At 67.9% G+C, this 7888-nt stretch carries 10 protein-coding genes; 1 reads left to right on the forward strand and 9 read right to left on the reverse strand.

What is annotated here, in order from left to right; genetic code table 11:
- Position 1: 1 nt before the first annotated feature.
- The 9 genes from DSP71_RS11280 to hrcA all read right to left on the reverse strand — a co-directional run bounded on the left by DSP71_RS11280 (position 2) and on the right by hrcA (position 7656).
- On the reverse strand, positions 2-529 hold the full coding sequence (locus DSP71_RS11280; RefSeq protein ID WP_113681134.1) for an RNA polymerase sigma factor: 528 nt from the start codon (positions 527-529) through the stop codon (positions 2-4).
- 54 nt (positions 530-583) lie between these two features.
- Positions 584-1480, reverse strand: a complete 897-nt coding sequence (gene era / locus DSP71_RS11285; protein WP_046749411.1) for a GTPase Era — start codon at positions 1478-1480, stop codon at positions 584-586.
- Positions 1473-2768, reverse strand: coding sequence for a hemolysin family protein (locus DSP71_RS11290; protein WP_046749196.1), 1296 nt, complete (start codon positions 2766-2768; stop codon positions 1473-1475). Before DSP71_RS11290 ends, era begins: the two co-directional genes overlap by 8 nt.
- The gene (ybeY, locus tag DSP71_RS11295; RefSeq protein ID WP_017202321.1) at positions 2765-3223 is read right to left on the reverse strand and encodes an rRNA maturation RNase YbeY; all 459 of its coding nucleotides are present in this window, start codon (positions 3221-3223) and stop codon (positions 2765-2767) included. The genes DSP71_RS11290 and ybeY overlap by 4 nt, the downstream gene beginning before the upstream one ends.
- Entirely contained in the window at positions 3220-4245 is a 1026-nt protein-coding gene (locus DSP71_RS11300) for a PhoH family protein (protein ID WP_242868634.1), read from the reverse strand. Before DSP71_RS11300 ends, ybeY begins: the two co-directional genes overlap by 4 nt.
- A 79-nt stretch (positions 4246-4324) precedes the next feature.
- Positions 4325-4675 carry an HIT domain-containing protein gene (locus DSP71_RS11305; RefSeq protein ID WP_113681135.1) on the reverse strand — a complete coding sequence of 117 codons (351 nt, stop codon included), beginning with the start codon at positions 4673-4675 and terminating at the stop codon, positions 4325-4327.
- A 66-nt stretch (positions 4676-4741) separates the two neighbouring features.
- Positions 4742-5470, reverse strand: a complete 729-nt coding sequence (locus tag DSP71_RS11310; RefSeq protein WP_046749198.1) for a 16S rRNA (uracil(1498)-N(3))-methyltransferase — start codon at positions 5468-5470, stop codon at positions 4742-4744.
- 2 nt (positions 5471-5472) lie between these two features.
- Positions 5473-6588 (reverse strand): molecular chaperone DnaJ, encoded by a 1116-nt coding sequence (gene dnaJ, locus DSP71_RS11315; RefSeq protein ID WP_061018470.1) that lies wholly within the window; start codon positions 6586-6588, stop codon positions 5473-5475.
- Positions 6589-6624: 36 nt separating this feature from the next.
- Entirely contained in the window at positions 6625-7656 is a 1032-nt protein-coding gene (gene hrcA / locus DSP71_RS11320; RefSeq protein WP_113681136.1) for a heat-inducible transcriptional repressor HrcA, read from the reverse strand.
- A 103-nt stretch (positions 7657-7759) separates the two neighbouring features.
- Between hrcA and DSP71_RS23600 the strand changes: the two genes are divergently transcribed.
- Positions 7760-7888: carboxylesterase family protein (locus tag DSP71_RS23600; RefSeq protein WP_258546386.1), on the forward strand; the 129-nt coding region annotated here is incomplete at its 3' end.

Consider the following 7888-nt stretch of genomic DNA (forward strand, 5'->3'; position numbering starts at 1 on the left):
GTCAATCATCACCCGTTATCAGCCCCTCCAGACCCAGCTCCGCACGCAGGCGTTCCCGCGCACGTCCCAGCGACTTCCGCACCCGGAACTCGGAAGTGCGCGACAACTCCGCGATCTCCCCCACCGTGAGTCCGTCCCAGTACGTGAGCATGATGATACGCCTCTGGCGGGGAGTGAGGACAGCCAAAGCCCGCATGACCGCCACCCTGCCGACAGGATCGGGTTCACCTTCCTCGCCGGAGACGCCGAGACGCACGGCATCGAACACACCGTGCGGTGCTGACGTACGACCGGAGCGGGCACCCAGTCGCCGATCAGCTGCCCGCAGAAGCCAGACCCGACTCGGCGGACGGGCAGGGCGCAGCTTCGTCCAGGCGAGCAGGAAGACCTCCGAGACGATCTCGGTGACCTCGGCCTCGGCGCCGACCACGCCCTCGATGTGGTGTCGAACGGCTGCCCAGTGTTCGTCGAACACCCGGCTGAAGACCTCGTCGCGCAGCGGATTCGGGTCTTCGCTGCGGCCGCTCATGTCGTCGGGGTCGGCGGCCTTCCCGCCGCCATCGACGTAGTGCCGGATGTCATTTCAGAACCCGAGTCTGCCGAGCTGTTTCGGGTCGCGCTGCCACTCCTTCGCGACCTTCACATGCAACCCGAGGAAGACGCGCGTCCCCAGCAGTTCCTCGATGCCCGCACGCGCTCGCGCGCCCACCTCGCTGAGACGCTTGCCCTTATGCCCGATGATGATCGCCTTCTGGCTGTCACGCTCCACGACGATGGATGCGTGCACGTCGGTGAGGTCGGTGCCCTCCCTCGGCGCGATGTCGTCGATGACGACGGCGATCGAATGCGGAAGCTCGTCGCGCACGCCCTCGAGAGCGGCCTCGCGGATCATCTCGGCGATCCGGTCCTCCTGCGACTCGTCGGTCGTGATGCCCTCCGGGTACAGCGCGGGCCCCTTCGGCATCAGCGTCAGGATCTCGTCCGACAGCACGTCGAGCTGCTCGCGGGTGAGGGCGGACAGCGGGACGACCGCGGCCCAGTCCTCGCGCAGCGAATCGACCTCCAGCAAACGCTCCGTGACCTCGTCACGGCCGGCCGCATCCATCTTGGTCACGATCGCGATCTTCTTCGCGCGCGGGTACCCGTCGAGGGATGCCGCGATCCGCCTGTCCCCCGGGCCCACCTTCTCATTCGCAGGAACGCAGAATCCGATGACGTCGACGTCGCCCAGCACCTGCTCCACGAGGTCGTTCAGCCGCTCGCCGAGCAGCGTGCGCGGCTTGTGGATCCCCGGGGTGTCCACGATGACGAGCTGCCCCTCCGGGCGATTGACGATGCCGCGGATAGCGCGACGTGTCGTCTGCGGCTTCTCGCTCGTGATCGCGATCTTCTCGCCGACGAGGGCGTTCGTGAGCGTCGACTTCCCGACGTTGGGGCGGCCGACGAAGGTCACGAAACCGCTTCGGGTGTCGTCAGTCATCGTCTCGATCTCCTTCATCCTGCGAAGCGTCGGGTTCCCCCGCCGCACGTTCCACGAACACCGTCGCGATACCTCGTCCACGCCCCCGCGATGCACCGCCGGTGAGCACCAGACCTTCCACGGTCGCCGTGGCGCCGGGCTGGGGAACCTGTCCCAGCGCCTTCCCGAGCAGACCGCCGATCGAATCCACGTCCTCGTCCTCGAGCTCGAGCCCGAACAGATCGCCGACGTCTTCGAGCGAGAGGCGAGCACTCACGCGGTATCGTCCGTGACCGAGATCGACGAACTCCGCCGATACCTGATCGTACTCGTCGGAGATCTCGCCGACGAGTTCCTCGATGAGGTCCTCGAGAGTCACGAGACCCGAGATCCCGCCGTGCTCATCGATCACCAGACAGACGTGCACGGCATCGCGCTTCATCTGCTGCAGGAGGGTCTCCGCTCGCATCGATTCGGGGACGAAGGTCGCCGGCCTCGCGATCGGACGGATCGACGCCGCGCGCCACGCACTGTCGTCGCGGTAGGCGAACTGCACGAGATCCTTGAGGTACAGCACTCCCACCACGTCATCGGCCTCGTCGTCGACGACGGGCATCCGGGACACGCCGCGGTTCAGGAAGAGTGCCATCGCCTCGTCGGTGGTCGCCGTGGCATCGACCGTCACCATCTCGGTGCGCGGCACCATCACGGCGCGGACGAACTGGTCGGTGAAGTCGAAGACGGAGTGGATGAGGTCGCGGTCGTCCTCTTCGATGAGATCGTTCGACGCTGCCTCGTCGACCATGCTCAGCAGCTGATCCTCGCTGGTGAAGGAGCTGCGCCCCGTGCCGGGGGTGACCCGGTTTCCCAGCAGGACCAGGCCTTGCGCGAGGGGGCCGAGGATGATGCGGAGCCCGCGCACGATCGACGCGGTGCCGCGGATCATGCCCTCGGCGTGCTGACGCCCGAACGACCGCGGGCTCGCCCCCACGAGCACGAAGGTGATCGCCGTCATGAGCACCGCGGCGGCGAGCATCGCCCACCAGTTGTTCTCGATCAGGATGGTGAAGGCGACCGTCACGAGCACGGCTGCCGTCACCTCTGCGAGGACGCGGATGAACGCCACCGCGTTCACGTGGGCGTCGAGATCTGAGGCGATACGCTCCAGTGCCCTGGCCCTGCGGCCCTCGGTCGCCATGTCGGCGAGTCCGGCACGCGAGGTCACCCCGTACGCCGCATCGATCGCGGCCATGAGACCGCCGAACGCCACCAGCAGCACGGCGGCGATCAGGAGGAGAACAGCAGTCATCGTCGGCGTTCAGCAGCCGCGAAACCCTGGATCAGCTCCTTCTGCAGTCCGAACATCTCACGCTCCTCGTCGGGCTCGGCGTGATCGAAGCCGAGGAGGTGGAGCAGACCGTGGGTCGTGAGCAGGATGAGCTCATCCATCAGGGTGTGTCCTGCCGCCTGCGCCTGCGTCTCGGCCACCTGGGGGCAGAGCACGATGTCGCCGAGCAGGCCGGGGGCGGTCGGACGGTCTTCGGTCCCGGGGCGCAGCTCATCCATCGGGAAGCTCAGCACGTCGGTGGGGCCGGGCTCGTCCATCCACTGCACGTGAAGCGCCTCCATGGCGCCCTCGTCGACGAGGACGATGGCCACCTCGGCGTCAGGGCTGACGTGCAGCTGCGCGAGATTGAAATCGGTCAGTCGCTGCAGCACGGTCTCGTCGACGTCGATGGCCGACTCGTTGTTGATCTCGATCATGAGAGTCCTCGTTTCGGGGCGCGATCACGCGGTCCAGGTCGTTGTGCTCCCCGGCGATCGGCACGGTTGGCGAACTCCGCCGCCTGCTCGCGCTCGAATCGCGCTGCGGTGCGCTTCTCGTCGTACTCGCTGTACGCGTCGACGATGCGTCCGACCAGCGAGTGCCGTACCACGTCGTCGCTGGTGAGACGGGAGAAATGGATGTCGTCGATGCCGTCGAGCACTCGGGTCACCAGGCGGAGCCCCGACGACCCCTGCGGAAGGTCGACCTGCGTGATATCGCCCGTGACGACCATCCGCGTGCCGAAACCGAGACGCGTGAGGAACATCTTCATCTGTTCCGGCGTGGTGTTCTGAGCCTCGTCGAGGACGACGAACGAGTCGTTGAGGGTGCGCCCGCGCATGTAGGCGAGGGGTGCCACCTCGATCGTGCCGGTCGCCATCAGGCGAGGGACGATCTCGGGGTCCATCATCTCGTTGAGAGCGTCGTACAGCGGGCGGAGGTATGGATCGATCTTGTCGGTGAGCGTGCCGGGGAGGAAGCCGAGCCGCTCTCCCGCTTCGACCGCGGGGCGCGTGAGGATGATCCTGGTGACCTCCTTGCGCTGGAGCGCCTGGACGGCCTTGGCCATCGCGAGGTAGGTCTTGCCCGTACCGGCCGGACCGATGCCGAACACGATCGTGTTCTCCTCGATCGCGTCCACGTACTCCTTCTGCCCGAGGGTCTTCGGACGGATCACCTTGCCGCGCGTGGTCAGGATCGCCTCGCCGAGAACCTCGCTGGGGCGCGGTCCTCCTTCCTGGCGCAGCATCCGCGCGGAACTGGACACGTCGCTCGGTGCCAGGTCCTGCCCGGCCTTCGTCATGGCGAGCAGCTCCTCGACCAGCGCCCTCGCCTTCGCGACCGCATCGGTGTCACCGCTGAGTGTGATCTCGTTGCCGCGGACGAGCACCTGCACATCGCGGTGCTCACGCTCCAGCATCCGCAGCAGCCGGTCCTGCGGTCCGAGCAGCTGCACCATGGCGACGCCGTCCGCGTAGATCTTCTCGACCGCCTCAGGAGGCCGGCCGCCCAGGCTCCGCTCCTGGGGCTCGTGGTTCTCAGGCACCGACACTCTTCTCAGTCAATCCGCCGGCCAGCACGTGCGCGTGGACGTGGAAAACGGTCTGTCCGGCGTTCGCGCCGGTGTTGAAGACGAGGCGGAAGTCGCCGTCCTCCGTGTGCTCCGCCGCGAGCTCGCCCGCGAAAGCGACCATCTCGGCGAGCAGAGAGGGATCTGCGGCCGCGACCTCGACGATATCTCGATACTCTGCCGACTTCGGCACCACGAGCAGATGCACGGGCGCCTGCGGGGCGATGTCGCGCAGCGCGAACAGCCGGTCGGTCTCGCCGATGATCTCGGCAGGGATCTCCCCGTTCAGAATGCGCGTGAAGATCGAGGGTTCCGTCATACCGTCAAGTCTACTGACCGGAGCGTGACGACGACCTCGGGCCCGTCCCGTGCCGGTCGGGCGGGGTCACCATCGACCGAGTGCCACCGACAGCACGGCGATCGCGGCCGGGCCCGCCGTCGAGGTACGGAGCACCGTCTCGCCGAGGAGCACACGCTCTGCCCCCGCCTCCGTCAGGTGACGCAGCTCCTCGTCGGAGATCCCGCCTTCCGGTCCGACCACGAGCACCAGGTCGCGTCCGTCCGGCTCGATCTCCGACAGTCGCGTGGGCGCCGTCGGGTCGAGCAGCAGGAGGCGCTGCGAGGCCGCGCGCTCCCTGAGCTGAGCCGTCGAGACGGGTGATGCGACGGCGGGCACCCAGGCGCGGTGGGCTTGCTTGGCGGCCTCGCGGACGATCGTCGCCCAGCGCTCCCGTCCCTTCACCGCCTTCGGGCCCTCCCACCGCGAGACGCTACGACTCGCCTGCCAGGGGACGATCTCGTCGACGCCGAGTTCGCACGCCGCCTGCACGGCGAGCTCATCGCGGTCTCCTTTCGCGAGCGCCTGTACCAGAACGACCCGAGGCGTCGGAGCGGGGTGCTCGACGCGCTCCGCGACACGGACCTCCACTCGGGAGGGAGACACCTCCTCTGCCACACCGGTCAGCCACACGCCCGCGCCGTCGCCCACGGTGACAGCCTCGCCGACGCGAAGACGACGGACGACGGCCGCGTGCTTGGCTTCGGCTCCGGTCAACGACACCAGGTCGTCGACTCGGGCATCCGTCGACGATTCGACGAGGAAGTGCAGTGCCATGATCAGTGGCTGCGGAAGCGGTCGCGGAGCTTCGAGAAGAGTCCCTGCTGGAACTGGGCGAGCTGGGGCTCCGGGGACTTCGCCTTCTTCGCGAAGTCCTCGATCAGCGCACGCTGCGCGGAGTCCAGTCGAGTCGGTGTCAGCACCTGGACGCCGACCCGCAGATCGCCGCGCTGCGTGCCGCGGAGCGGGGTGATGCCCCGTCCCTTGATCGTGAGCACGTCCCCGGACTGCACACCGGGACGGATCTCGAGGTCCACCTCGCCGTCGAGTGCCTGGATCTTGGTCTCGGTACCGAGGATCGCGTCGGTCATCGACACCTCGAGGGTCGCGAGCAGGTCGTCTCCCTCGCGGCTGAACGCCGCGTGCGGGTTGACGGTCACCTCGACGTACAGGTCACCGTTCGGTCCGCCCGCCTTGCCGACCTCACCGGAACCGGGAAGCTGCAGGCGGAGCCCCGTCTCGACACCGGCGGGGATGTCGAGCGACACGGTTCTGCGCGAACGCACGCGACCCTGCCCCCCGCAGGTGCCGCAGGGATACGGGATGGTCGTGCCGTAGCCCTCGCAGGTGCCGCAGGGCTGAGAGGTGACCACGTTGCCGAGCAGGCTGCGCACCTGCCGCTGCACGTGGCCGGAGCCGCCGCAGATGTCGCACGTGACCGGCGAGGTGCCCTCCTGACAGCACGACCCCTGACACGTCTCGCACAGCACGGCGGTGTCGACCTCGATGTCCCGATGCGCCCCGAACACGACGTCGCCGAGGTCGAGCGTGACCCGGACGAGGGCGTCCTGGCCCCGCTCCCGACGCGACCGCGGACGCGCACCGCGCCCTCCCCCTTGAGAAGCACCGAAGAACGTCTCGAAGATGTCGCCGAAACCGCCGAAGCCGCCGAAGTTCCCCGCGGCGCCGTCTCCGCCGCCCATGTCGTAGCGCCGGCGTGACTCGTCGTCGCTGAGGACGTCGTACGCATGCGTGACGAGCTTGAACTTCTCCGCAGCGTCGTCCCCGGGGTTCACATCCGGGTGCAGCTGCCGGGCAAGGCGTCGGTACGCCTTCTTGATCTCATCGGTGGAAGCGTCCCGGGACACCCCGAGAACCTCATAGTGGTCCGCCACAATCGCCTTTCTGCGTGTGTTCTCGTGGCGACCGCGTCAGCGGCCGGCCTCGTCTTCGTCGAGCATCCGCGACAGGTAGCGGGCCACGGCCCGCGCTGCGGCGAGATTGCTCGGGTAGTCCATGCGCGTCGGCCCCATCACGCCGACTCGCGCCGTGCCGCTGGGGGCGGCGTAGTTGCTGGCCACGATCGACGCCTCACCGAGGCCGAAGGGGGCGTTCTCGGTGCCGATGCTGGCCGCGAGACCCTGCTCGTCGGTCACCATCTCGCTCATCAGTCGCAGCAGCGTCACCTGCTCCTCGATCGCCTCGAGAAGCGGATGGATGCTCCCGCGGAAGTCCTGTTCCCGACGCGCGAGGGTGGCCGCCCCCGCCATCACCAGACGTTCCTGACGGAAGCTGCCGAGCTCGTCGACGACGACGCCGGCGAGCGTGCGGAGCACCGCGTCCTGAGGCTTGTCCTCCGCCCCGAGCAGCAGCTGAAGACGGTCGGATGCCTCACCGATGCCCTGTCCGGTGATCAACGACGACAGGCGTGCACGCAGCACCGCGAGGTCGGACTCGTCGATGATCTCCGGCAGGGGGGCGATCCGCTGTGACACGCCGCCGGCATCGGTGACCAGCACGATCAGCAGCCGGTTCGGTGCCAGGGCCACCAGTTCGACATGCGTCACGTGCGCACGCGCGAACGACGGATACTGTGCGAGCGCGACCTGACCCGTCAGCTGCGTCAGCACCCGCACCGTGCGCACCATCAGGTCGTCGAGATCGGCCGGTTCGCCCAGGAACGACTCGATCGCCGAGCGCTGTGCCGAAGAGAGCGGGCGCAACTGGGCGAGATGATTCACGAAGACGCGGTAGCCCTTGTCTGTGGGAACCCTTCCCGACGAGGTGTGCGGAGCGGTGATCAGCTCTTCATCCTCGAGCAGCGCCATGTCGTTTCGGATCGTGGCGGCCGAGACGCCGAAGGAATGCCTGTCGACGATCGACCGGCTGCCGACGGGTTCGTGGGTCTCGACGTAGTCCTGCACGATCGCGCGGAGAACCTGCAGCCCTCGCTCTGTGACCATCGCCCTTCCCTTCCGCTGGCACTCGGACGTTCAGAGTGCCAATCCTACCCCGTGCAGCTGCGGGTTCTCCGTACCGCGGACCGACGACTCTAGGATGACGCTCATGACCTCCTCCCCGCATGCCACCCTGTCGACCGGCATCGTTCGTGGCGTCGAGGAGGCGGGGATCGTCCGCTACCTCGGCATCCCGTATGCCATGGCGCCGTTCGGCGAGCACAGGTTCCGCGAGCCG

This window comes from Microbacterium sp. H6 (assembly GCF_003314775.1).
Taxonomy (GTDB): domain Bacteria; phylum Actinomycetota; class Actinomycetes; order Actinomycetales; family Microbacteriaceae; genus Microbacterium; species Microbacterium oxydans.